This is a genomic window from Streptomyces sp. NPDC048751, from assembly GCF_043198595.1.
Lineage (GTDB): Bacteria > Actinomycetota > Actinomycetes > Streptomycetales > Streptomycetaceae > Streptomyces.
This window is the reverse complement of record NZ_JBICUX010000001.1, coordinates 1,080,347-1,102,079: the sequence shown is the minus strand read 5'-3', so window position 1 is coordinate 1,102,079 and position 21,733 is coordinate 1,080,347. Positions and strand designations below refer to the sequence as shown.

Sequence of the window (21,733 nt, the reverse complement as noted above, 5' to 3'; positions counted from 1 at the left end):
TGTGTGGACGGATGCCTCAGCCCTTGAGCGCGCCCGACATGAAGCCCCGTACGTAGTGCCGTTGCAGCAGCAGGAAGAGCAGGAGGCAGGGCACGCCGAGGACCACCACGCCCGCCTCGGTGGCGCCGTAGTCGACGGCACCCATGCTCTGCTGGCGCAGGTTCGCGACGGCCAGCGGCAGGGGTGCCTTCGCGCTGTCGGAGATGAGGATCAGGGGTGCGATGAAGTCGTTCCAGGCCGCGAGGAAGGCGAAGAGCCCCACGGTGATCAGCCCCGGTCGCACCGCCGGGAGCAGGATGCGGCGCAGTGCGCCCGCCGTGCCGCAGCCGTCGACGAGCGCCGACTCCTCCAGCTCGCGCGGTACCGCCTCGAAGGAGATCCGCATCATGAAGGTGGCGAACGGCAGTTGGAACATGGCCAGGACGAGGCTCAGCCCGATCAGCGAGTTCTGCAGGTGGAGCCTGCCGAGCAGGACGTAGAGCGGGATGAGGAGCGTGGCGTACGGGACCATGAGGATGGCCAGGGTCAGCAGGAACAGCAGGTTCTTGCCGGGGAAGTCGAAGCGGGCGAAGGCGTAGCCGCCGAGCAGTGACACCCCGAGGGTCAGGGCCACGGTGAGGGCCGAGACGACGGTGCTGTTGAGGAGGTAGCGCCACAGGCCGGCGTCGTAGTCGAGCAGGGTGCGGTAGTTGCCGAGGCCGTAGCCGGAGTCCTGGGCGGTGCCGGGCTGGGCGCTGACCGAGGCCCAGGCGTTCCACAGCAGCGGGAAGAGGAAGATGACGGCCAGACCTCCGGCGACGACGTAGTAGGGCGTCCGGCCGAGGGCGCGGGTGAGCACCGTGGTGTCCCTTCCTGTGGTGGTGGGCGTCATGACTCGGCGTCGCGGCGCAGACCGCGGAACTGCAGCACGTTGAGCAGGAGCAGCGCGCCCAGCACCAGGATCGACAGGGCCGCCGCGGTGCCGAGGTTCAGCCGCTGGAAGGCCTCGCGGTAGATCAACTGCACGACGGTGACGGTGCTGTTGTCCGGTCCGCCCTTGGTGAGGACGAAGAACTGGTCGAACGCGAGCAGGGATCCGGTCACGCAGAGCAGCAGGGACAGCGCGAGCGACGGCCGCAGCAGGGGCAGCGTGATGGAGCGGAAGATCTGGGCGCGGCTCGCGCCGTCCATGCGGGCGGCCTCGTACACCTCGTGGGGGATGCGCTGGAGGCCCACGAGCAGGATCAGCATGTAGAAACCGGCGAACTTCCAGACGACGAGGAACACCGTCGACAGCAGCGCGGACGTCGGCGTGCCGAGGAACGACACCGGATCGTCGACGAGGCCGAGTTTCTCCAGGGCGCTGCTGAGGGGGCCGGTGGTGGGGCTGTACAGGCCCCAGAACAGCAGGGAGGCGGAGGCCAGCCCGAGGGCGCCGGGCAGGAAGTAGACCGTGCGGAAGAAACCGGCGCCGGGGCGGGACTCCTGCACCAGCAGGGCGAGCAGGAGCGCCAGACCGAGCAGGACGACCGTGACGATGACGGTGTACAGGAGGGTGAAGCGGACGGCGGGCCAGAACAGGGTGCTGTCGGTGATGTCGGTGTAGTTCTCGGGGGCGTTGCCGCCCCGGTCGCCCGCGAGCAGCGGCCAGTCGCTGAGCGACATCTGCCCGACGAGCAGCAGGGGCAGCAGGAAGAAGACCGCGACGTACAGGGCCGTGGGAGCGGCGTATCCGAGCCCCTGGATCTTGCGGGACCGCCACCGTGCCGCGGAGGTACGGGGGCGGTCCGCCGGGCGCCGCGGTGGCGCCCGGTGCTCGGCGGCCGCTCGGTCGGGCGCCTTCACCTGCATGGCTCTCCTCTGCCGTGTGACGTGGGAGGGACTTGCGGGGCCGGGGTCAGTCGGCCAGCGACGCGCTGACCGCCTTGTTGTCCTTCTCCAGGGACGCCCCGTCGCTGAAGACCGCGTCGCGCATCAGGCTCAGCCAGGGCCCGTTGGGGTCGTTGAAGGTCTGCCCGAACTTCAGCGCGTACGGGGTACGGCCGTCGGCGACGAGCTGGTTGATGGTGACCAGGCGCGGGTCCGCGGCCGAGTACTTGTTGGACGCCAGGTCGGTGCGCGCCACCACGTCCTTGTGGGCGGCGACCACGTCGACCTGTGCCTCGTCGTCCAGGGACCAGGCGAGGAAGTTCCAGGCCTGGTCGGCCTTCTTGCTGGTGGCGGCGATGCCGATGGCGTCACCGCCGACGAAGGTGGACTTGCCGCCGTCCGGTCCGGGGATGGGGGCCACGCCGAGGTCGAGGTCCTTGGGCATCAGGCCCAGGGTGGTCGACGGCATGGGCATCACGCCGACCTTGCCTTTCGGGAAGATGCCGGTCCAGGTCGCGCCCGTCTCGTCGCGCGCGCCGGGGGCGACGATGTCGTCCTTCACCCATCCGCGGTAGGTGTCGTAGACCTTCTTCGCGGTGGCGGAGTCGAGCTTCGCCTCGGTGCCGTCCTCGTTCAGCACGTCGTCGCCCGCGGCCCAGATCGACGGCCACCAGGTGAAGACACCGCAACCTCCGCAGTTGCCGCCGAAGAAGGTGCCGTTGACGTCGCCGCCGAGCGCGTCCACGGCGCGGGCCTGCTGGTCCCATTCGGCCAGGGTGGTGGGCGGTTTCGCGGGGTCGAGCCTGGCTTTTTTGTAGAGCTCCTTGTTGTAGAAGAGCACCGACAGGTCGAGGGTGTGCGGCACGACGTACTTCTTGCCCTCGTAGGTACCGGCCTTGATGTGCGACTGGGCCAGTTTGTCGGCGAAGGGCAGGGCGTCGACGCGTGAGGTGAGGTCGGCGAAGAGACCGCTGGAGGTGTAGTTCGGGACGAACACCACGTCGGAGGCGAAGAGGTCGGGCAGGTCGCGGGAGCCGGCGGCGGCTCCGACCTTGGCCTGGTAGTCGTCGGTGGGGATGACCGTGAGCTCGATCTTGTTCTTGTGCTTGGCGTTGTACGCCTTCACCAGAGCCTCGCTCTGGGGTCTGGTGGCGGCCCGCGTCCACATCGTCAACGTACTGCCGTCGTCGACGCCCTTCGCGTCCGCCGCCTTGCCCCCTCCCCCGCCGCCCGAACCGTCCTCCCCCGACGACCCGCATGCCGTCACCAGGCTCGCGGCGGCGAGTAACGCGACGGCGCCCGTGACGAGTCCGCGTGTCCGTCCACGTGGTCCGGTCGTGCTCCGCATGACGATCCCCCTCGACAGAAATGGACCGAAAAGGCTTTCTGAAAGCTAGGACGCCGCTCACTGCCCGTCAATCCCCTTGCACAGAACGTCTTGAGACGGCTCACCGAAACCAGCGAAAACGGCAGTGACGCACTCGGGCCGAAAGTTCTCGCGTACGGTTTTACGCACGCGACGCGAGACAGGAGAACCCCCCATGACCCAGGCCACCGGCCCCTCTCGTTCGCATCCCGCCACGCTCGGCGACGTGGCCCGGCTGGCGGGCGTGTCCATCGCCACCGCGTCCAAGGCGCTCAACGGCCGCAGTCAGGTGCGTGCCGAGACCCGGCAGCGGGTGATCGAGGCGGCCGAGCGGCTGTCGTTCCGTCCCAACCAGCTGGCCCGTGGTCTGCTCGCCGGGCGGACGGGCACGGTCGGGCTGCTCACCAGCGACCTGGAGGGCCGCTTCAGCATCCCGATCCTCATGGGCGCCGAGGATGCCTTCGGCGCGGGCGAGGTCGCGGTCTTCCTGTGCGACGCCCGCGGTGACGCGATCCGCGAGCAGCACCACGTCCGCGCGCTGCTCGGACGCCGGGTCGACGGCCTCATCGTGGTGGGCAGCCGGACCGATCCCCGGCCGTCGCTCGGCCGCGAACTGCCCGTCCCGGTGGTCTACGCGTACGCGCCCTCGGACGATCCGGCGGACCTGTCCATCGTCCCCGACAACGTCGACGCCGGCCGGATCGCGGTGGAGCACCTGCTCGCCTGCGGCCGGACCCGGATCGCGCACATCACCGGCGACCCCGGCTACCTCGCGGCGCGGGACCGGGCCGAGGGCGCGCGGGCCGCGCTCGCCGACGCCGGTCTCGCCCTGGTCGGTGAACCGCGGTTCGGGGCGTGGTCGGAGGGCTGGGGGCGGGCGGCCACCGCGCTGCTGCTCGACCGGCACCCGGACGTGGACGCCGTGCTGTGCGGCAGCGACCAGATCGCCCGCGGTGTCATGGACGTCCTGCGCGAGCGCGGGCACCGGGTGCCGGACGACGTGGCCGTGATGGGCTTCGACAACTGGCAGGTCCTCACGTCCTCCTCCCGCCCGCCGCTGACCAGCGTCGACATGAACCTGGAGCAGGTCGGACGGGCCGCCGCGCACGCGTTGTTCACCGCGATCTCGGGGGTGCGGCGCTCGGGGGTCGAGTCGCTGCCCTGCCGCGTGGTGATCAGGGAGTCGACGGCTCCGCTCTCCTGAACCCGTGAACGGCCCCAGGGGGCGTTTCGAAAGTCCCGCACAGCACCCACGGCGCCCGGCAGGCACTCTCGCCGCACCGGCCGAAAGCCCAAGTACGTCCAGTACGAGGGCTTCCGTCCGGCACACCGAGAGCACGCACCGGACACCGCGGGCACCGCACAGGACTTTCGAAACACCCCCTGGCGGCTCACGCGCCCTCTCTTGACACTTCCTCAGCTCGCTCCTACGTTGCGAAAACCTTTCAGGTCAGTTTCCTCGCACGTATGTCAGGCACATGACATTCCGCTTGCCGTCAACCGGAGAGGGAGCACCTCATGAAGCGCCTCCTCGTCGCCCTCGTGCTCATCCTCTGTTCCGCCGTCACCGCCACCCCCGCCTCCGCGGCACAGACCATCGGGTTCCCCAGCTTCAGCGGACCCGCGATCCCGGCACCGCCCGTCGCCCACACCACGGGCGACATGATGAAGGCCATCTACGACGCGGAGAGTTCGGGCACCGACTTCTGGATGGACCGCCTGCTCGCCCGCTCCGGCAACGACCCGGCCGGCTCCTGGCTGATGAGCCGTGGGCGGGCCGTCTTCATGAAGGAGCACGACCCCTCCAAGCTCGGGTTCGGCGGCAAGGTCGCCTACTGGGAGAGCATCAGCGACAACAGCGCCTACACGGTCGCGATCAGCCCCGGCACCTTCACCGAGCAGGTCGCCCAGCGCCGGCAGGTGCCCAGCCACTGGAAGAGCGTCCACACCAGCGGCTCGATCACGGTCGACCAGACAAAGTTCGTCACGGACAACAACGTCGCGGTGACCAACCTGGCGATCAAGAACAACGGCACGAGCTCCACCACGCTGCAACTACGCGCGACCTCCCCGTACGCCACCACCGGCACGGGCAGTGAACTCACCGGGCAGGTGAGCGCCAAGAACAACCTCACCACCATCAGGCCCCGGCTCACCGGCGACGGTTTCAGCGTCTCCAGCGGCGGCCTCAACCGCTCCGTGACGATCGCGGCCGGAGCCACGGTGACCACCAAGGTGGTGATGGGCTTCGTCACCGACGAGATCCCCGAGTCCCTCACCGAGTACAACGCGTACGCGGGCTACTCCCCCGCGACCGCGTTCGCGACCCACGTCAAGGCCTACAACCTGTGGTGGGCGCAGAACGTGCCCTACATCGACGTCCCCGAGCCCGCGATCAAGAAGAACATCTACTACCGCTGGTGGCTGATGCGCTTCAACAACCTCGACGCCGACATCCCCGGGCAGACCTTCCAGTTCCCGACCTCCACCGAGGGCGTCCTGGGCTACAACAACGCGATCGCGCTCACCCAGCCCATGCACATCGACGACCTCAAGTACCTGCGCAACCCGGCCTACGCGTACGGGGACTGGCTCAGCGTCGGCCAGACCTCCAAGGGCGGCCGCTTCCTGGACAACCCGGGCGACCCGGAGAACTGGTCCAACAGCTACACCCAGTACATCGCCGAGGCGGCCTGGAAGAGCTACCAGATCCACGGCGGCCAGCCGGCCATCGCGGGCAACCTGGCCAAGTACGCCGAGGGTGACGTCAAGGGCCAACTCGCGTACTACGACCACGACAACAACAAGCTGATCGAGTACGACTGGGGCGCCCTGACCGGCAACGACGCCGACGCGGTCTCCTTCCACTGGAAACCCGGGAACATGGACCGCGCCGAGTCCGCCTACCAGTACAGCGGCGCCCTCGCCGCCGCGCAGGCCTACGAGGCGATCGGCAACACGGCCAAGGCCACCGAGATGCGCACACTGGCGACGCAGATCAAGGACGCCATCGTCAACGTGCTGTGGAACCCGGGCCGGCAGCTCTTCGAGCACCGGCTGAAGTCGACCAACGAGTGGGTGCCCTGGAAGGAGATCAACAACTACTACCCGTTCTCGGTCGGCGCCGTCCCCAACACCGCGACCTACAAGCAGGCGCTGCGCCTGTTCGACGACCCGGCGCAGTACCCGGTCTTCCCCTTCTACACCGCCAACCAGGTCGACAAGAAGGCGGCGGCCGACGCCGGGAACCCGGGCTCCAACAACTTCTCCACCATCAACTCCACCGTCCAGTTCCGGCTGTACTCCTCGGTGCTGCGCAACTACCCCAACTCCTGGATGAGCGCGACCGACTACAAGAAGCTGCTCTACTGGAACACCTGGGCGCAGTACATCGGCGGCAACACCCAGTGGCCCGACGCCAACGAGTTCTGGGCGGACTGGAACGGCAGCTCGATCGACTACCGCTCCTGGATCCACCACAACATCCTCGGCAGCAGCAACTGGACCGTCATCGAGGACGTGGCCGGTCTGCGGCCGCGCAACGACGCGAAGGTGGAGCTCTCCCCGATCGACATCGGCTGGAGCCACTTCACCGTCAACAACCTGCGCTACCGGGGCGCCGACCTGTCCATCGTCTGGGACGACCCGGCCGACGGCGTGGTGCGCTACCCCGGTGTCCCGGAGGGCTACTCGATCTACGTCAACGGCACCCGGGTCGCCACCGTCAACTCCTTGGTGCCCTTCACCTGGGACCCGGCCACGGGTGACGTCACCACGAGCGGCACGGTCACCCACCACACGGCCGTCCCCGGCCTCAAGGCGCCCAACCAGGTGGTGCAGGACAACCCCCGTCTGGTCGACATGTTCGCCAAGGCGGGCGTGGACCTGACCGCCGACCTGACCAACCTCGCCTCCGGGGCGACGGTGACCGCCTCCCACACCGGCTCCGGCAGCACCACCGCGGGAGCGGTCGACGGGTATCCCACCAACGAGCCGTTCTGGGGCGCCGGCGGCTCCCCCAACAGCCAGGACTGGTACGAACTGAACTTCGGCACCGCCCGCACGCTCAACGAGGTGCGCCTGTACTTCAAGGACAGCCGCCCGGCGAGCACCACCTACCGCGCTCCGTCCGCGTACGCCGTCCAGTACTACGACGGCAGTTCGTGGGTGAACGTGCCCGGCCAGACCAAGAGTCCGGCGGCTCCGCGGGCCAACTACAACCTGGTGCAGTTCCCGGCGATCAGCGCCCAGCGCGTCCGGGTGCTGGCCACCAACGCCTCCGGGGCCAAGACCGGTCTGACCGAGGTGAAGGTCTTCAACCGGGGTGGCGTCCAGCCACCGGCCAACCTCGCGACGTCAGCGACGGCGTCCGCGTCGTACACCTCCTCCTGGGAGAGCGTGACCGCGGTCAACGACGGCATCGACCCGCCCTCGTCCAACGACACGGTGAACCCGCGCTGGGGCACCTGGCCGGAGTCCGGGCAGCAGTGGGCCGAGCTGACCTGGCCGTCGGCGAAGACGATGAACAAGGCCGAGGTGTACTTCTTCGACGACGACGAGGGCATCGACATGCCCGCCTCGTGGAAGCTCCAGTACTGGAACGGCAGCGCCTACGTCGACGTGCCCGGCGCGAGCGGCTACCCGCTGGCCAAGAACCAGTACAACACCGTCACGTTCACCGCGACGGACACCACGCGACTACGTGTGCTTCTCACCAGTAACGGCACCAACTCCGTCGGCCTCCTGGAAGCGAAGGTGTACGGCCCGTGACTCGTTCCAGATGTCTGTCCGCGCTCATAGGCGCCCTCACCATGGTGGTCGCCTTCCTGGTGGCGCCGCCCCCCGCTGCCGCGGCCGTCACGTTCACCTCCACGGGGGTGAACCAGAACGGCGGCAACTGCCTGGATCTCCCGAACAGTTCGTCGACCAACGGGACGCAGCTGCGTGCGTTCTCGTGCGGTTCCGGAGCGAACCAGAACTTCGGTTTCACCCCGGTGTCGGGGTCGAGCGACACGTACACGATCACCACCCAGTCCGGTCAGTGCGTCGACGTCCACGGCGCGTCCACCGCGGACGACGCGGCGGTCATCCAGTGGCCCTGCCACGGCGGGACGAACCAGCAGTGGCGGCTCACCCCGGTGTCGGTGAGCGGGGCGGACAAGACCTTCAACCTGGTCTCCGTCAGCTCCGGCAAGTGCGTGACGCCGAGCGGCGGTTCGTCGGCCTCGAACACCGACCTGGTGCAGCTGCCGTGCGCCACGGCGAACGGCAGGGTGTGGCGGCTGCCCGGCTTCAGCGGCGGCGGCACGGGCACGAAGACCTTCACCAACCCGCTCTCCCAGCACGGGCCCGACCCCTGGCTGACGTACTACGACGGGTACTACTACCTCGCCACCACCACCTGGAACTCGACGGTCACCATGCGCAAGGCCGGCACCCTGGCGGGGCTCGCCACGGCCACCGACCAGGTGATCTTCAACCTGACCCGGCCCAACGGGGCGGGCACCATGTGGGCCCCGGAGTTCCATCTGCTGGACGGCCCGAACGGCAAACGGTGGTACTTCTACTACACGGCCGGGCGGGAGCCGTACGACCTGGGTACGCAGCGGATCCATGTGCTGGAGAGCGCCGGTCTGGACCCGATGGGGCCGTACACCTTCAAGGCCGACCTGCTCGACCCGACCCAGGACAACACCTGGGAGCTGGACCCGAGCATCCTGCAGCTGAACGGCAAGCTCTACCTGCTCGGCACGTTCTACAACGGCTCGCAGCCCATGTTCATCCGGCCGCTGTCCAACCCGTGGACCGCCAGCGGCACCCGGCGCGTGCTGTCCACGCCGACCTACAGCTGGGAGACGGTGGGCGGCGCGGTCAACGAGGGCGCCGAGGTGCTCCAGCGCAACGGCAAGACCTTCATCGTCTACTCCGCGAGCCACTGCTCCACGCCGGACTACAAGCTGGGCATGCTGACGTACAACGGCGGCGACCCGCTCAGCTCCTCCTCCTGGGTCAAGTCACCGAACCCGGTGTTCCAGCGGTCAAACGCCAACGGGGTGTACGGGCCCGGCCACAACGGCTTCTTCAAGTCACCCGACGGCACCGAGGACTGGATGGTGTACCACGCCAACAACTCCGCGAGCGGCGGCTGCGACATGAACCGCACCACCAGGGCGCAGAAGTTCACATGGAACGCCGACGGCACTCCGAACTTCGGCACCCCGGTGGCCCTCGGAGTCACCCTGCCCGCACCCTCAGGCGAGTAGCCCGGCGAGGAACGGTGCGAGGGTTCGGGTGAACGTGTTGTGCGACGGGGCGGCGAACAGCGGGTCGAGGTGGTTCATCCCGCTGTCCGTCTCGTACCGCGCGTACGGGATGCGCGAGTTGGCCACGACCTCGCGCGCGGCCGACACGATCGTCCCCTTGGCGTAGCTCGTCTCGAAGGCGTACAGGGAAACGTCGAGGCCCGCGGTGTGCAGCAGCCGCAGGCCCAGCGAGCGAGCGAGAGCGGTGTCCTCGTAGGGGTCGGTGACGTCGAGGTCCACCGACAGCCGGGCCGGCCAGTACCACTCCCAGACGGTCGGCTCCGGTCCCGCGTACGCCGTCGCGACGCGGCTGACCGGTGTGATGCCGGTGTCGGTCCAGCCGCGTACGTCACCGCTGTCGGCGAGGTGTCCCGAGTGCACGCTGATGTCGTTGGGCCAGCCGAAGCCGGTGTCCACCAGGGTGCCCAGCAGGGCGGCGTTGGTGACGGGCACCGGCGGTCGCAGGGCCTCGGGCATCCGGGGTTGCAGGACCGAGCGGCCGTCCGGGTCGGTGTGCGCGTACCAGCCCGCGAGCTGGTACCAGATCTGGGTGCTCTCCGCGCGGTCGCCCAGGCCGACCGCGCTCAGGGTCAGGTCGAAGACCGCGCCGTCCTCGATGGCCGCGAGCCGCTGCCGCACCTCGTCCGGTGCGTTGTGGACCGGCTCGCCCGTCCCGTCGAAGGCGCCGCGCACCCCGCCGTCGACCAGGGCGAGCGCCGCGAGGTCCCGGTGTCCGGGGCGGCCGTCGAAGTCCCAGGCGGCGTACGCCAGCGCGGTGGTGGCACCCCAGGAGTGGCCGCCGAGCACCACCCGGCGCCGGCCGCCGCGGGAAGCGGCGTCCACGACCGTGCGCAGGTCCGTCACGGTGCGGGCGAGGCCCCAGCGGGCGGCGAAGGCGGAGCGTGCGGGGTCCTGCGAGCGGTAGTGGCCGTCCAGGTAGTACGCGGCCGGGTCGGCGGTGGCGAACCCGGCGCGGTCGGCCAGGTTCTCCTCGCGCCGGTCGAACGCCCACACCTGCACGCCGGGCACGGCCGCGACGAGGTCCCGGGCGAGCAGCCGGAAGTCGTTCGCGGCTCCGAACATGCCGGGCACCAGCACCAGGATCGTGTGCGCCGTGTCGGGACCGACCTTGAGCACGTGCACGCGGTCCGTGCCGACCGGACCGCCCCCGGCGCCCACGGACAGCGGGACGTACGGCTCCCGGCCCCGCCCGGCGGCGGCCGCCGCGGTGGGGCCGCCCACCGCGGACGTCAGGGCGAGCCCGCCGAGGATTCCGCCCAGCACCGCTCTGCGCGGCAGGCCTCCGGTCATGGGGCGCACCCGCCCACGCGCTTGCTGCTCAGCGCCACGTCGTCCATGCGGAGGTCGTACGAGGAGGGCGTGGGATCGGCCTGGTACAACTGCCAGCCCAGCTTGAGCTTGTCGAAGCGCGGGAAGACGAAGTCGTCGGCCGTACCGCCGTGTTGCTTGGTGGACACGGTCAACTCGGGCTTCTCCACGCCGTCCATGTAGACGGTGACCCGGTTGTCGGTCGCGTCGAGGTGGAGCTCGACGCACTGCCAGGTCCCGGCCGTGGCCGGGGCCGAGGTCTTCCAGGCGGTCCAGTCGCCGGTGGGGCCCAGGTCGGAGCCGACGCCCCAGAAGTTGCCCCGGTCGGTGGGAGCGTACTGGCCGCCCAACGGCCGTACCAGCGTGGGGGTGTCGGAGCCGGAGGCCTCCGCCATCGTCCAGTGGGCCCAGTCGGGGGAGATGGGGAGCCGGTCCACGCGCAGCCGCAGCCGGGCCCAGAAGCTGTTGCCTGCGGGTGCGAGGTCGGACAGGACGAGGAAGGCGCGGCCGTTGCCCTCCGTGTGGAGTCTGAGCTGGCGGCCGTGGCCGGTGGTGCTCCGTTCGACGGTCAGCGAACCGTTGGAGGTGTCGCTGGTCCAGCCGCGACCCGCGGTGACCGGGCCGAGGGGAAGGCGGTCGAAGTTCTCCCGGGCGAAGGTTCCGTAGGAGGGTCCGTTCGGGGCTCGGTTCGCGGCCTCGTGCGGGGCTTCCCGCGGGGTGGGGGTGGCAGAGGCGGTGGGGGGTATCGCAAGCAGCGTGGCCGCCGACACCAGCGCGGCAGCGAGCTTCCTCATGCGTGTCATGGGGGCCAGTCTGCAACATTGAAAGCTCAAGCAACATAGGCCACTTGAGCCGATTCCGGGAGCGCGGCCGGCTTGCGGATCAGCAGCAGCGCCGCGTCGTCGTGCAGGCGCCCGCCCACGTGCGCCAGCAACTCGTCGTGCAGCCCGGTGAGGGTGCGCGCCGGTTCGTCGGACACATGGCGGGCCAGTCCCTCCACCAGCGGATAGAACGCGCGGTCGCGGTCGCGGGCCTCGATGACCCCGTCGGTGTAGAGCAGCAGCTGGTCGCCGTCGGCGAAGGGCAGTCGCTGGAGGCTGGGCGTCTGCTCCGTGAGGGCGCGCAGCCCGAGGGGTGGTGCGGGGTGTGCGGGCTCGACCGTCTCGACCGGGCCGCTCGCGCGGACCAGCAGCGGCGGCGCGTGGCCGCAGTTGACCACCTCCAGCTGCCCGCCCCGGGGGTACCCGGCGACCACGGCGGTGACGAAGTCGTCGCCGCCGAGGTTGCGCGCCAGACTCCGCTCGATCCGGTCGACGACGGCGAGGAGGTCGGGTTCGTCGTAGGCGGCCTCGCGGAAGACGCCGAGGACGAGAGCCGCGGTCCCGACGGCGGGCAAGCCCTTGCCGCGCACATCGCCGACGATCAGCCGCACGCCGTACGGGGTGGGTATCAGCGCGTAGAGGTCCCCGCCGATACGGGCCTCGGCCGCCGCGGCGCTGTAGCGGACGGCCGTCTGGAACGGTCCGACGGTCGCCGGGACGGGCTTGAGCAGGGCGTGCTGGGCGGTCTCCGCGACCGATCGGACGGCGGCGAGCACCCGTTCCCGGCGTACGCGCAATACGCTGGCCAGGCCGCCGGCCAGGGTGACGGCGGCCAGGGCGGACAGCGCGGCCGCCAGTTCACGGGCCGGAACACCGTCTCGGATGCCGAGCGACGCGCCGAGGGCGGCGGCGAGGAGACCGACGCCGAGAACACCGCGCGGCCCGTTGGTGGTGGCGGCCAGCGCGGGCCCGGCCGCCAGGAGGGGCAGCCAGATCATCCCCGCCCCGCCGACGAGATCGGCGATCACGACGCCCGTGACGATCAGTACGGGCACGAGGGGTGTGCCGACGGTCAGCTGGGCTACGGCACGCCTGCGGACGGACGCACCGGGCTCGGCTTCTCGCTTGGTGAACAGCCGTGTCAGCCAGCGGTCGTCACCATGGTGTCGGGCCTGACTCATGTCTCGTCCGCAGTCCTCACCTGTGTCCGGGGCATCCAGAAATGCCTGTTTCATCCAGGAAAGACGTTCGGGTCGGCCGTCACAAGGAGCCGGATTTCAGATGGTGAGCGAGAGGCCCCGGGTCACCCGGCTCGCGGTCGGCAGCAGCCGTCCCCGGATCTCGTCCAGCCGGGACAGCCGGTCCGCCGGGAGCGAGACGCCGAGCGAGCCGAGCGTGTCCCCGCTGTAGACGGGCACCGCGACACAGATCGTGCCGAGGGTGTACTCCTCCAGGTCCGTGACGGCGGGGGCGACGGGTGAGGAGTCGAGCCGCCTGAGCAGTTCCGGCGGACTGGTGATCGTCCGAGGGGTGAGATCGGCGAGGCGGTGCCGGGAGAGGTAGTCCTTGCGGGCCTCGTCGTCGAGCTCACGCAGCACGGACTTGCCCAGCGCGGTGGCGTGTCCGGCGTCCTCGAAGCCCACCCAGAGGTCGACGCGGGGCGCCCGGGGGCCGTCGACGATCTCGGCCACCCGGATCTCGCCGTCCTCGTAGAAGGTGAGGTAGGCGGCGGTGGCGAGTTCGTCCCGCAGCGCGGCGAGCGTGGGCCGGACACGGCTGAGCAGCGCCTGCCCACGGCCCGTGGTGTGCAGCGCCTGCAGCTTGTCCCCGAGGACGAACCCGCCGTCGGCCAGCTTCCGTACGTATCCGTCGTGGACCAGGGTCCGCAGCAGGTGGTACGCCGTGGCCAGGGGCAGCCCGGTCTCCCGCGCCAGCTGCTTCGCCGGCGCGCCGTTCTGGTGCGCACCCACCGCCTCCAGCAGCCGGAACGCCCGCTGCACGGAAGTGATCAGAGTCGGCCCGTCCTGCCCAGCCATACGACCAGCGTGCGCCAGGCACCCGGCGCAGGCAAGGCGCACTCCTTCCGGCCGGGGCGTCAGGGTCGACGGCCGCCCCGGTCGAGGCGGAAGAAGTACAGCCCGCCCGCTCCGGCGGCGAGCAGCGGACCGGTGGCGGACCAGCCGCACAGCGAGAGCTCGCCTTCGGTGCGCATCAGCGCGATGAACACCACTCCGACGCCGTCGTCCCCTGCCCCCACGCAGCCTCCATGCTCGCGAACGACGAAGCCCGCCCCGCCCGCCCATCGGCGACCAGGGGGTGTCCTCCGGTCCCGTTCTTCCGTCCGGCACCCCCGGCGGACATCGTTCCGGAGCCGCGCGGCGCTACAGAGGGGTCGCCGTGTGCAGGACGAGGGCCAGGGTCAGGGCGGAGTTCGCCGATGACATGGCGGAGACGGCTGTTCCGGCGGCCGCAGTCCAGGCCGCGATGCCCACGGCCGTGAACGCGGACGGCCGGCTGCGGGTCATGGGTGCCGGGGCGAGAAGGGCGGCCACGCGGCGGGGTACCGGGCCGGAGGCGGCGAAGCCGGTGAGCCCGGCGACGGCGGGAGGCGGTGCGGCGGGGTGGGAGACCAGTGCGGCGCGGCCGATCGCGCGGGCCACGGTACGGCGGCTTCGCACGGCCGCGGCCGCTTCCTCGTCCGCCCAGCGTTCCGTCGTGTAGGACACCGCCGTACGCAGCGGGTGCAGGAACGGGTTGGCGAGCGCGGCCAGGCGGACGGTGAGGAGGAAGCGGTGGTGGCGAGCCGTGAGGTGGGCGCGCTCATGGGCGAAGAGGGCCCGGCGTTCGGCCGGTGCGAGGCGGGAGAGCAGTGCCGTGCTGACGACGATGCGGTCACGGGGCCCGCCGGGCAGCGCGTACGCGTACGGGACCTCGTCGGGCAGGACCGCCGCCTCGGTGGCCGGCAGCCCGGCGAGCGCGCGGTGGGCCCGGCGGCGGGTGCGCCAGTGGCGCCACACGGTGCGCGCGCACGCCGCCACCACCGCGAGCAGCACCGGGACGGCCGGCGGGCCGACGGTCTCGTCGTACGGCACCGCCGCGCGCACCTCCGGGTCGGACCAGCCGTCGGGCAGGGGGTTCCCGGGGAGCTGGGCGGTGCCCACCACCATCAGCAGGCCCAGGCAGACGGAGCTGCATGCCGCCATGGCGGCCGCAAGTCCGGTCAGCAAACGGGTGGCGGTGCGCGGATCGAGGTGGTGTTCGGCGAGGCGGGCCACGGGCCACGCCGTGAGCGGCAGGATCAGCGGAAGGAAGACGAACACTCCCATGCGGCCTCAGTCCGTCCCCTGCGATTCCGGACGGCCGAGCAGCTCCCGCAGGAGGCGTTCGTCCTCCGGTTCGAGGGAGGTGACGAAGCTGGCCAGTACCGCTTCCCGGTCGCTCTCGCCGTCCAGCACCTTGCGCATCCGGTGCGCGGCGAGCCCGGCCTGGTCCGCCACCGGCGTCCAGGCGAAGGACCGACCCACGCGCTCCCGGGTCACCGCACCCTTCGCCAGCAGCCGCGTGAGGATGGTGATCACGGTCGTGTACGCGAGGTCCTCGCCGAGGCGTTCCTGCACCCGGCCCGCGCTCGCCGGCCCGTCCGCCTCGCGCAGGGCCGCCAGGACCAGCCCTTCCAGCTCGCCCTGTCCCCGGCGCCGGGGACCCTGCCGCCGGTTCGTCACACCCGGTCTCCCTTCCCTCGCCGCGCAGTTCACGAGGAGTCCATCGTAGAGATCCGCGGCACCGCTCACCGGCTGTGAGCTGCGCAACGTCCACTCCCGTCGGGGTTTACGTCGGCCGCGAGTGGTGAGGCGGCCCGGATGCCCGACAGCCTCACCCCCGCCGCGCCTCCCGCCGTCCCCTTACCGGCCTCGGACGCGGGGACACGCAGAGCCGCGACCGTGTCCGGGCGGCCCAAGCAGCGTGACGCGTTCTTCGACAACGCCAAGTACCTGGCGATCGTGCTGGTGGCCATGGGGCACGCCTGGGAGCCGCTGCGGTCCGGCAGCCGTGCCGTCACCGCGCTCTACACGGTCGTCTACGCCTTCCACATGCCGGCGTTCATCGTCATCTCCGGCTACTTCTCCCGTGGCTTCGACGCGAGCCCGCGGAAGATCAAGCGGTTGATCAGCGGTGTCGCCGTCCCCTACGTCGTGTTCGAGACGGCGTACAGCCTGTACACACGGTGGGCGGAGCACGTCCCGGACCGTCAGATCAGTCTGCTCGACCCGCTGTACCTGACGTGGTTCCTGGCGGCGCTGTTCATCTGGCGGCTGACCACCCCCCTCTGGGAGAGCGTGCGGTGGCCGGTGCCGTTCGCTCTCGGCATCGCGGCGCTGGCGACGCTGTCGCCGTCCCTCGGTGGCGACCTCGACCTGCGGCGGACGCTGCAGTTCCTGCCCTATTTCGTCCTGGGCCTGTGCCTGCGGCCGGAGCACTTCCGGCTGGTGCGCCGTCGTGAAGTGCGCGTCCTGGCCGTGTCGGTCTTCGCCGGCGCGCTCGCGGTGGCGTACTGGGCGGTCCCGCGGTTCGACTACGCCTGGTTCTTCCACCGCGACAGTGCCGTGGAGCTGGGCGCGCCCGCCTGGTACGGGCCCGTGATGACGCTGGCCCTCTTCGGGTGTTCCCTGACGCTGGTGGCCTGTTTCCTGGCCTGGGTGCCCGGGCGGCGGACCTGGTTCACCGTGCTGGGCGCCGGCACGCTCTACGGGTATCTGCTGCACGGCTTCGTCGCGGTGAGCGCCAACCGCTGGAACTGGTACGGCCCCGCCTGGGTGCACGGCCCCCTCGGCGAGATCACCGTGACCCTCGTGGCGGCCGTGGTGGTGACCGTGCTGTGCACGCCGCCCGTGCGTCGGGTCCTGCGCTTCGCGGTGGAGCCGAGGCTCGACCGGGCCTTCCAACGGGAACCGGCCCGGCCGGCATGACCGGGCCGCCTCGCGCGGGGGCGCGCGCGAGGCGGCCCGGCGGTCCGTGGGGCCATGACCGGGGCCAAGCCCTGATACGAGTAAAGGGCAGGCAAAAGCAGCTGGTCAAGAGCTTACTTGCGCCAGGCGGCGACAGTTTTCGGACGTTCGGGAGGGCGGAGGGGAACTTCTCTCTGCAGCCGCTAGTTTCTACATTGCTGTAGATGTCTACCGAGCGTATGGAGTTCACATGGCCCTGTGGGACCGCTTCAAGGAATCCGCGACGCAGATGCAGACCCAGCTGCTGGCGAAGAAGAACGACCTCAAGAGCGGCGCCTTCCGCGACGCGAGCATGGCGATGTGCGCTCTGGTCGCGGCCGCCGACGGCACCGTGGATCCCTCCGAACGGCAGCGCGTGGCACAGCTGATCGCCACCAACGAGGTGCTGCAGAACTTCGACGCGACGGATCTGCAGCGGCGCTTCGACGCCAACCTCGACAAGCTCACCGCCGACTTCGACTTCGGCAAGGTGAGTGTGCTGCAGGAGATCGCCAAGGCCAAGAAGAAGCCGGCCGAAGCCCGTGCCGTCGTCCAGATCGGCATCGTCATCGGGGGCGCGGACGGCGACTTCGACAAGACCGAGCAGGCCGTGGTGCGCGAGGCCTGCTTCACCCTGGACCTGCCGCCGCACGAGTTCGACCTCTGAGCGCCCCGCGACACACCCCACGGGCCCCGGATCGGCTGATCCGGGGCCCGTGGGGCGGTCGTACGCCGTCGTCAGTGGGCGGCGGCCTGGATGCTGCCGCCCGCCACGAGCCCGTCGGCCGAGCCGACGGCCGCGAGGTCGGCGCAGACGTCGCCGAGCGGCGTCTCGAGGTGCAGGCCGCCGACGCCACCGGCGGCGAGACCACCGGAGACGGCGTCCAGGGCGGCGTCGGAGATCTCGGTGGTCTCGACCTGGGGGGCAAAGTTCATGGCGAGCGGTTCCCTTCGGATAAACACTGGTGAATGGCGGAGTTCGCCCGATTCCCGCATGGAAACCGTCCCGGCGACGTGAGCCACGCGCTGGATCAAAGCACGCCGGCGAAGGGACGGCCAGCGCCCCGGAGCCCGACCGGCGCGTATCGCGAAGGGCGACTTCACCGGTGTGACAGCGCCATGACCGAACACACCGACTCCTTCACAGGGCCCGCCACGCCACTGCACGCCCGGGCGTTGCCGCCGCATTCCGAAACACCCGCTCACGACCGCTGTCGGGGCTCCGCGTGCCCTGCCGGTGAACGGTGTGCAGGTTTACTGGATATTCCATATGTGCTCGAAATCCCGGACATCCGAGGGGCGTGTAACGTGGCGGCGCGTCATGAAGCGGACTTACAGCGAAGGATCAGCCCAGTGACACCCCACTCGAGCGGAATCGACCGTCTGCCCATCTACGACAGCCTGGTGCGTGAACAAGGTGACGTCGTGACAGAAGTGCGCGAGGTGGCGGAACAGATGCAGCTCCAGGCGGCACAGGCCCTGAGGGGCCATCACGAGGTCCAGCACCGTTCACCGGAGCTCACATGACCCGCCTGTGATCGCGGCGGCGCAGCGTCATGACGCGCTCGGCGCCGGCCCCATGCCCCGCAGCTGCTGGATGGTCCCGCCGAGCTCGGACCGGACCTCCTTCAGCTTCTCCTCCTTCGCGGCGACGACCCAGCGCGTGCCGACGAGGTAGGTGCCCCCGTAGATGCTGGCGCTGTCCAGCCAGGTGTTCTTGAACTTCTCCTCGGGGAAGGTGGTGATGATGTAGTCGCCCTTCTTCGAGTGGCACACGCCCTCGCGCAACTCGTCCGCGTCGATGCGGATCTTGGGGGTGCAGCCGATGAGTCCGGCGATCACCTCCACCTTCGCCGGGGCCACCACACCGGCCGCGGGCGCGGCGGACACCTTGGTCGGCTCGCTGTCCGCCGAAGCGTCGTCGTTGCTTCCGCCGCAGGCGGTGGCCAGGGAAAGCAGGGCCAGACTCGCTGTCAGGGCGGCCCCGCGCGCCAGTCGCTTGAACACGTGCCTCTCCGTATCCGGGTGTTCCCGGCCGCGTCGGCGGCCGAGTGTACGACAGGAGATACGGGTGAACGTCCCTGTCCGTTCAGGCGTATTCGCGTACGGGGGAATTCTCCCGTTGGGGATTCCGTGGCGAGGGTGTGCGGATCGTGTAGGAGTGGTCCACGAATTGACGGCGTATAAACCCGTCGATACCGATTCGGTCCACGCCGACACTTCGGGCTGCCTTGCAGCGATATCCTTCATGCAGTAACTACGTGAATCATGAACTTGTTCACCCGCGCTGCGTCCCTGCGCCGCACGGCACCCCCCGCCGCTCCACAACACCCCGACGATCCGTCGGCGTTCGCCTCTTCCGGCCGGCCTGACCCCACTCTCGCCGCGCTCACCGGGGAATGGATGATCGACCCCGCCCACAGCCGGATCGGTTTCTCCGTCCGGCACGCCATGGTGACCACCGTGCGCGGGGCCTTCACGGAGTACGAGAGCCGTCTCTACTTCGACGGCCACGACCCCGCTCGTTCGCGGGCGGAGATCGTGCTGTCCACCGCCAGCGTCGACACCGGTGTGGAACAACGCGACGCGCACCTGGTCCACCGTGACTTCCTGGACGCCCAGGCCTATCCGCGGATGCGGTTCACCAGTACCGCGGTGGAGCTCGCGAGCCCCGACGTGTACCGCATGACCGGTGACCTCACGATCAAGAACCGGACCCGTCCGGTCGTCCTGGAGCTCACCTACATCGGCCAGGTCACCGACCCGTTCGGCTACGAGCGGGTCGGCTTCGACGGGACCACCACCATCAACCGTTCCGAGTGGGGCCTGACGTACAACGCCAGGCTGGCGGAGGGCGGCGCGATGGTGAGCGAGAAGGTGCGCCTCCAGTTCGACATCGCCGCCATCCGCGCCACCCCCGCCCAGGCGGCACTCTGACGTCAGTGGGCGGGCGCGTGGTGGCGCCCGCCCCGTCCGTCCGCGAGTCCCGCCGTCCACTTCTCCTCGATCCTGGCGACCTTCCACACCAGCAGGGCGACCGCCCATGTCGCGACGATCACCACGAGTGTGAACCAGCCGATGACGTGCAGCGCCAGGACGAACGCGCGGCCACCCCGGCGAGACTCGCCCACTCCTTGCGCGTCATGTACGCCTTCTCTTCATGCTTGGGGGCCGCCTCGACTGCCCGGGCGGCCCCTTCAGCCTTGTGCTTCTTTTGTCGCAGCTGCAACTAACTAGCAGTAGAGCTCAGGCCACGCTACGGTCAGCCCTCGTGGACCGGCCGCGGACGATCGCGAACACCGCCGCGCGCAGGCCGCGTACCGCTGGGGACGCCGTCATGCCGCCGACACTCCCACGTGGGGGCGCGGCGCCGATCGGTCAGGGCCGGGCCATCAGCTGTCGGGAGGCGACAGGAAGACGACGATGTCCGTCTGCCTGCCCGGCAGGGGCTCGGGCTCCCGCCAGCCGACGCGGCGGTAGAAGGCGAGGGTGTCGTGCGCCTGGTTCCATGTCAGGAGCCAGGCGCGGCCGCCAGGGGTGGTGTCGATGAGAGCGGACAGCAGCCTACGCCCGAGCCCGGTGCCCCGGGCGGGTGCCCGTACTCCCAGTTCATCGATCTCCAGTGCGCCGACGAGGAGTGCGCCCGGAAGCCGGGGCGGTGCGCGTCCCGCTCCAACCGCTCCCGGAAGGCCGCCGCGACCTCGGAGGCGCCCCTGTGCTTCCAGGGCGGGGCGGTGAAGATCTCGACATAGGCCGCGGTGAGCTCGTCCGCGACGGTGAGGATGTCCGAGCCGAAGTGCCGCATGACGGGGAACCCTAGCCGGACTTCGTCCTCACCGCGCCTGGGTGACGATCCGTCAGGCTCCGTCGGTGCGGCGGCTCTTGAGCCACCAGGCCAGGCCTCCCAGGGCGAGTACGCCGACGGCGATTCCGACGGGGACGCCGAGGGACATGCCGTCGGAGTCCTCGGTGCTGTCCGCGGCCTTCGCCGAGGTCGTCGGGGTCGGCGACGGGGTTGCCGGTGTCGGCTCGGCGGAGGCGGAGGCGGGCTCCTCGGTGGGGGTCGGGCTGATCACCTTGGCCCCGGGCTCGGCGGCCTTCAGTTCGAGGCGCGGGGCGGGGTGGCCGTGCTCGTCGCCCTCGCCGCCGCTGCCGCTGTCGTCCAGCTCGATCCAGCGGTCGACCTTTCCGTCGCTGTAGGTCTGCAGGGTCTTGAAGGCGAGCGACTTGGCGTCGGGCAACTGGCGTACGGACACGACGTACTCGACGTCCTCCCCCACGGCGAGCTTCGTCCCCGAGACGGTGTAACCCCGGCCGGTGGGGGCGAACTTCCACCCCTTGGGGCCTTCCTTGTAGGTGATGTCGCCCGGGGTGATGCCCTCGGGCAGGATCACCTCCAGCTTCGAGATGCCGGCGGAGGCGGACTCCGACTCGGCGGTGAAGGTCAGCGCGACGTCCTGGGCGAGGGCACGGGCGCCCTCGGCCTCGACCTCCGTATGGGCGGAGGCCGGCCCGGCGGTCGCGACGGCGGTGGCGAGCGCGACCGCCGCGAGGACGCCGAGGCGGCTCGCCGCGTGCGCGAGGTTGGTGCGGGACACTTCGGACTCCTGAGGGGTTACGGGACAACAACTGCGGTTCCCTCAGGGAGTCGGAAGCCCCGCGAGAAAAGTTCCCGAGGCCGGCGGGTGATCCGCGTCACAGGCCGGCAAGGCCCGCCGCCTTGCAGTGCCGCGATGCCCATGCTGACGCCGTCGATCTGCCCGGCCTTCAGCTCTCGCACCCTGTGATGTCGTCCGCGCAGTCCTGTACGTCCTCACGGGCGACGGCGTCGAGCCGCCACAGGACGAGGCCGTCGGCGTCACGCTTCGCCGGTGTGATCGTGGCGGTGAAGGGGGCATCGCCGGGGATGTTGAACTGCTCCGCCTCACGGTCGCCGCACTCCACCTCCCACTCGCTCTCCGTGTGGCGTCACCCCCTCGGAAGGCGGCGCCACGCGTCGTCGAGGCGGTGGCGAGTTCGAGAATCCGCTGCGTAAGTTCCGGGAGTCCGGGTAGACGGTGGCAGTCGGCGGGAAAGCGGCGG

At 70.2% G+C, this 21,733-nt stretch carries 24 protein-coding genes; 7 read left to right on the top strand and 17 right to left on the bottom strand.

The features are described from left to right. Nucleotides 1-16: 16 nt before the first annotated feature. The 3 genes from ACGFNV_RS05005 to ACGFNV_RS04995 are packed head-to-tail and all read right to left on the bottom strand — an operon-like array spanning nucleotide 17 to nucleotide 3,196. Nucleotides 17-838 carry a carbohydrate ABC transporter permease gene (locus ACGFNV_RS05005; RefSeq protein ID WP_393620033.1) on the bottom strand — a complete coding sequence of 274 codons (822 nt, stop codon included), beginning with the start codon at nucleotides 836-838 and terminating at the stop codon, nucleotides 17-19. Nucleotides 839-867: 29 nt separating this feature from the next. After that, entirely contained in the window at nucleotides 868-1,830 is a 963-nt protein-coding gene (locus tag ACGFNV_RS05000) for a carbohydrate ABC transporter permease (RefSeq protein ID WP_393619399.1), read from the bottom strand. 46 nt (nucleotides 1,831-1,876) lie between these two features. Further along, complete coding sequence (locus tag ACGFNV_RS04995; protein ID WP_393619398.1) at nucleotides 1,877-3,196, bottom strand: ABC transporter substrate-binding protein; 1,320 nt, start codon at nucleotides 3,194-3,196, stop codon at nucleotides 1,877-1,879. A gap of 193 nt (nucleotides 3,197-3,389) precedes the next feature. Between ACGFNV_RS04995 and ACGFNV_RS04990 the strand changes: the two genes are divergently transcribed. The 3 genes from ACGFNV_RS04990 (at nucleotide 3,390) to ACGFNV_RS04980 (ending at nucleotide 9,477) form a co-directional block, all read left to right on the top strand. After that, the gene (locus ACGFNV_RS04990) at nucleotides 3,390-4,418 is read left to right on the top strand and encodes a LacI family DNA-binding transcriptional regulator (RefSeq protein ID WP_393619396.1); all 1,029 of its coding nucleotides are present in this window, start codon (nucleotides 3,390-3,392) and stop codon (nucleotides 4,416-4,418) included. A gap of 314 nt (nucleotides 4,419-4,732) precedes the next feature. Further along, nucleotides 4,733-7,984: a discoidin domain-containing protein gene (locus ACGFNV_RS04985; protein WP_393619395.1), complete on the top strand. Its 3,252-nt coding sequence runs from the start codon at nucleotides 4,733-4,735 to the stop codon at nucleotides 7,982-7,984. Beyond that, complete coding sequence (locus tag ACGFNV_RS04980) at nucleotides 7,981-9,477, top strand: family 43 glycosylhydrolase (RefSeq protein WP_393619394.1); 1,497 nt, start codon at nucleotides 7,981-7,983, stop codon at nucleotides 9,475-9,477. Before ACGFNV_RS04985 ends, ACGFNV_RS04980 begins: the two co-directional genes overlap by 4 nt. Here ACGFNV_RS04980 and ACGFNV_RS04975 read toward each other — a convergent pair. From ACGFNV_RS04975 to ACGFNV_RS04945, 7 genes are all read right to left on the bottom strand, one after another. Then, nucleotides 9,466-10,827 carry an alpha/beta hydrolase gene (locus ACGFNV_RS04975; protein WP_393619392.1) on the bottom strand — a complete coding sequence of 454 codons (1,362 nt, stop codon included), beginning with the start codon at nucleotides 10,825-10,827 and terminating at the stop codon, nucleotides 9,466-9,468. The two genes, ACGFNV_RS04980 and ACGFNV_RS04975, sit on opposite strands and share 12 nt — an antisense overlap. Beyond that, complete coding sequence (locus ACGFNV_RS04970; RefSeq protein ID WP_393619391.1) at nucleotides 10,824-11,648, bottom strand: hypothetical protein; 825 nt, start codon at nucleotides 11,646-11,648, stop codon at nucleotides 10,824-10,826. The genes ACGFNV_RS04975 and ACGFNV_RS04970 overlap by 4 nt, the downstream gene beginning before the upstream one ends. 26 nt (nucleotides 11,649-11,674) lie before the next feature. Beyond that, nucleotides 11,675-12,847, bottom strand: a complete 1,173-nt coding sequence (locus ACGFNV_RS04965) for a PP2C family protein-serine/threonine phosphatase (protein WP_393619390.1) — start codon at nucleotides 12,845-12,847, stop codon at nucleotides 11,675-11,677. A 96-nt stretch (nucleotides 12,848-12,943) separates the two neighbouring features. Continuing rightward, nucleotides 12,944-13,702 (bottom strand): IclR family transcriptional regulator, encoded by a 759-nt coding sequence (locus ACGFNV_RS04960; protein ID WP_393619389.1) that lies wholly within the window; start codon nucleotides 13,700-13,702, stop codon nucleotides 12,944-12,946. A 59-nt stretch (nucleotides 13,703-13,761) separates the two neighbouring features. Next, nucleotides 13,762-13,923 carry a hypothetical protein gene (locus ACGFNV_RS04955; protein WP_393619388.1) on the bottom strand — a complete coding sequence of 54 codons (162 nt, stop codon included), beginning with the start codon at nucleotides 13,921-13,923 and terminating at the stop codon, nucleotides 13,762-13,764. A gap of 124 nt (nucleotides 13,924-14,047) precedes the next feature. Continuing rightward, nucleotides 14,048-14,992, bottom strand: coding sequence for a M56 family metallopeptidase (locus tag ACGFNV_RS04950; protein WP_393619386.1), 945 nt, complete (start codon nucleotides 14,990-14,992; stop codon nucleotides 14,048-14,050). 6 nt (nucleotides 14,993-14,998) lie between these two features. Then, complete coding sequence (locus ACGFNV_RS04945; protein ID WP_166662184.1) at nucleotides 14,999-15,388, bottom strand: BlaI/MecI/CopY family transcriptional regulator; 390 nt, start codon at nucleotides 15,386-15,388, stop codon at nucleotides 14,999-15,001. Nucleotides 15,389-15,526: 138 nt separating this feature from the next. Here ACGFNV_RS04945 and ACGFNV_RS04940 point away from each other — a divergent pair, with 138 nt between their 5' ends. Both ACGFNV_RS04940 and ACGFNV_RS04935 read left to right on the top strand, forming a co-directional pair. After that, the gene (locus ACGFNV_RS04940; RefSeq protein WP_393619384.1) at nucleotides 15,527-16,633 is read left to right on the top strand and encodes an acyltransferase family protein; all 1,107 of its coding nucleotides are present in this window, start codon (nucleotides 15,527-15,529) and stop codon (nucleotides 16,631-16,633) included. 229 nt (nucleotides 16,634-16,862) lie between these two features. Continuing rightward, entirely contained in the window at nucleotides 16,863-17,318 is a 456-nt protein-coding gene (locus ACGFNV_RS04935) for a tellurite resistance TerB family protein (protein ID WP_393619383.1), read from the top strand. Between the two features lie 71 nt (nucleotides 17,319-17,389). Here the strand turns inward: ACGFNV_RS04935 and ACGFNV_RS04930 are convergent, their stop codons facing one another. Continuing rightward, on the bottom strand, nucleotides 17,390-17,587 hold the full coding sequence (locus ACGFNV_RS04930) for a hypothetical protein (RefSeq protein ID WP_393619381.1): 198 nt from the start codon (nucleotides 17,585-17,587) through the stop codon (nucleotides 17,390-17,392). Nucleotides 17,588-18,004: 417 nt separating this feature from the next. Here ACGFNV_RS04930 and ACGFNV_RS04925 point away from each other — a divergent pair, with 417 nt between their 5' ends. Further along, complete coding sequence (locus ACGFNV_RS04925) at nucleotides 18,005-18,178, top strand: hypothetical protein (protein WP_393619380.1); 174 nt, start codon at nucleotides 18,005-18,007, stop codon at nucleotides 18,176-18,178. Nucleotides 18,179-18,205: 27 nt separating this feature from the next. Here the strand turns inward: ACGFNV_RS04925 and ACGFNV_RS04920 are convergent, their stop codons facing one another. After that, on the bottom strand, nucleotides 18,206-18,658 hold the full coding sequence (locus tag ACGFNV_RS04920; protein ID WP_393619379.1) for a hypothetical protein: 453 nt from the start codon (nucleotides 18,656-18,658) through the stop codon (nucleotides 18,206-18,208). 261 nt (nucleotides 18,659-18,919) lie between these two features. Between ACGFNV_RS04920 and ACGFNV_RS04915 the strand changes: the two genes are divergently transcribed. Continuing rightward, the gene (locus tag ACGFNV_RS04915) at nucleotides 18,920-19,588 is read left to right on the top strand and encodes a YceI family protein (protein ID WP_393619377.1); all 669 of its coding nucleotides are present in this window, start codon (nucleotides 18,920-18,922) and stop codon (nucleotides 19,586-19,588) included. Nucleotides 19,589-19,590: 2 nt separating this feature from the next. Here ACGFNV_RS04915 and ACGFNV_RS04910 read toward each other — a convergent pair whose 3' ends face one another. The 5 genes from ACGFNV_RS04910 to ACGFNV_RS04890 form a co-directional block, all read right to left on the bottom strand. Continuing rightward, nucleotides 19,591-19,782, bottom strand: a complete 192-nt coding sequence (locus tag ACGFNV_RS04910; RefSeq protein ID WP_393619375.1) for a hypothetical protein — start codon at nucleotides 19,780-19,782, stop codon at nucleotides 19,591-19,593. A gap of 261 nt (nucleotides 19,783-20,043) precedes the next feature. Further along, the gene (locus ACGFNV_RS04905) at nucleotides 20,044-20,259 is read right to left on the bottom strand and encodes a GNAT family N-acetyltransferase (RefSeq protein ID WP_393620031.1); all 216 of its coding nucleotides are present in this window, start codon (nucleotides 20,257-20,259) and stop codon (nucleotides 20,044-20,046) included. Further along, nucleotides 20,163-20,456 carry a hypothetical protein gene (locus tag ACGFNV_RS04900; protein ID WP_393619374.1) on the bottom strand — a complete coding sequence of 98 codons (294 nt, stop codon included), beginning with the start codon at nucleotides 20,454-20,456 and terminating at the stop codon, nucleotides 20,163-20,165. The genes ACGFNV_RS04905 and ACGFNV_RS04900 overlap by 97 nt, the downstream gene beginning before the upstream one ends. 52 nt (nucleotides 20,457-20,508) lie before the next feature. Continuing rightward, on the bottom strand, nucleotides 20,509-21,249 hold the full coding sequence (locus tag ACGFNV_RS04895) for a DUF1775 domain-containing protein (protein ID WP_393619373.1): 741 nt from the start codon (nucleotides 21,247-21,249) through the stop codon (nucleotides 20,509-20,511). Between the two features lie 169 nt (nucleotides 21,250-21,418). Beyond that, nucleotides 21,419-21,595, bottom strand: a complete 177-nt coding sequence (locus ACGFNV_RS04890; protein WP_393619372.1) for a hypothetical protein — start codon at nucleotides 21,593-21,595, stop codon at nucleotides 21,419-21,421. Between the last annotated feature and the right edge of the window lie 138 nt (nucleotides 21,596-21,733).

What these genes read in the sequence shown, in the direction of transcription:
- ACGFNV_RS04930 (WP_393619381.1), bottom strand. Translation starts at nt 17,587, where the DNA reads ATGAACTTTGCCCCCCAGGTCGAGACCACCGAGATCTCCGACGCCGCC.
- ACGFNV_RS04985 (WP_393619395.1), top strand. Translation starts at nt 4,733, where the DNA reads ATGAAGCGCCTCCTCGTCGCCCTCGTGCTCATCCTCTGTTCCGCCGTC.
- ACGFNV_RS04915 (WP_393619377.1), top strand. Translation starts at nt 18,920, where the DNA reads ATGAACTTGTTCACCCGCGCTGCGTCCCTGCGCCGCACGGCACCCCCC.
- ACGFNV_RS04900 (WP_393619374.1), bottom strand. Translation starts at nt 20,456, where the DNA reads ATGCGGCACTTCGGCTCGGACATCCTCACCGTCGCGGACGAGCTCACC.
- ACGFNV_RS04975 (WP_393619392.1), bottom strand. Translation starts at nt 10,827, where the DNA reads ATGACCGGAGGCCTGCCGCGCAGAGCGGTGCTGGGCGGAATCCTCGGC.
- ACGFNV_RS04935 (WP_393619383.1), top strand. Translation starts at nt 16,863, where the DNA reads ATGGCCCTGTGGGACCGCTTCAAGGAATCCGCGACGCAGATGCAGACC.
- ACGFNV_RS04995 (WP_393619398.1), bottom strand. Translation starts at nt 3,196, where the DNA reads ATGCGGAGCACGACCGGACCACGTGGACGGACACGCGGACTCGTCACG.
- ACGFNV_RS04960 (WP_393619389.1), bottom strand. Translation starts at nt 13,702, where the DNA reads ATGGCTGGGCAGGACGGGCCGACTCTGATCACTTCCGTGCAGCGGGCG.
- ACGFNV_RS04965 (WP_393619390.1), bottom strand. Translation starts at nt 12,847, where the DNA reads ATGAGTCAGGCCCGACACCATGGTGACGACCGCTGGCTGACACGGCTG.
- ACGFNV_RS05000 (WP_393619399.1), bottom strand. Translation starts at nt 1,830, where the DNA reads ATGCAGGTGAAGGCGCCCGACCGAGCGGCCGCCGAGCACCGGGCGCCA.
- ACGFNV_RS04990 (WP_393619396.1), top strand. Translation starts at nt 3,390, where the DNA reads ATGACCCAGGCCACCGGCCCCTCTCGTTCGCATCCCGCCACGCTCGGC.
- ACGFNV_RS04950 (WP_393619386.1), bottom strand. Translation starts at nt 14,992, where the DNA reads ATGGGAGTGTTCGTCTTCCTTCCGCTGATCCTGCCGCTCACGGCGTGG.
- ACGFNV_RS04970 (WP_393619391.1), bottom strand. Translation starts at nt 11,648, where the DNA reads ATGACACGCATGAGGAAGCTCGCTGCCGCGCTGGTGTCGGCGGCCACG.
- ACGFNV_RS04940 (WP_393619384.1), top strand. Translation starts at nt 15,527, where the DNA reads ATGCCCGACAGCCTCACCCCCGCCGCGCCTCCCGCCGTCCCCTTACCG.